The sequence below is a fragment of the Halorubrum sp. SP3 genome, assembly GCF_005435195.1.
Taxonomy (GTDB): domain Archaea; phylum Halobacteriota; class Halobacteria; order Halobacteriales; family Haloferacaceae; genus Halorubrum; species Halorubrum sodomense.
The window spans coordinates 1-565 of sequence record NZ_SGTU01000268.1; the positions used below are offsets into that span (position 1 = coordinate 1).

Below are 565 nucleotides of genomic sequence, written 5' to 3' on the forward strand. Positions count from 1 at the left end.
GACCGGTACCGGTCGAACAGCTCGCCGATCTTGCGGCGGCGAGCGTCGTTTAACCACCGCGTCCCGTCGGCGTTCTGGGTCGCCATCAGGCGCCACCCCCGGCCTGGACGCGCGGGTCCAAGACCGCGTACAGGAGGTCGACCACGAGGTTACTGAGCATGAACACCGTCGCGATCGTCAACACCGACCCTTGGATGAGCGTGGTGTCGCGGTTCAACAGCGCTTGGAACGCGAGTCGCCCCAGTCCGGGATACGCAAACACCTGCTCGATGATGACGATCCCGCTGAACAGGAAGCCGATCTGGAGCCCGATCACGGTTAACACGGGAAGGAACGCGTTCCGAAGCGCGTGGCGGTAGACGATGTCGCGGTCTGGAATCCCCTTCGACTGCGCGAGCTTGACGTACCCCGACTTGAGCTCCTCGATAAGCGACGAACGCGTCATCCGGGTGAGGTGCGCCATGAGCGCGAAGCCGAGCGAGAGCGCCGGCAATAGCACGTGCTTCACGCCGGCGATCGGGTCGACCGCCGGGTTCACGTATCCCGATGGTGGTAAGATCGCGAA

1 protein-coding gene is annotated in these 565 nt (G+C 64.1%); it reads right to left on the reverse strand.

Annotation, left to right across the window (positions count from 1 at the left end; all coding sequences use genetic code 11):
• Positions 1-85: 85 nt before the first annotated feature.
• A partial coding sequence (locus tag EXE42_RS16520) for an ABC transporter permease (protein WP_137707013.1) occupies positions 86-565 on the reverse strand: 480 nt, incomplete at its 5' end.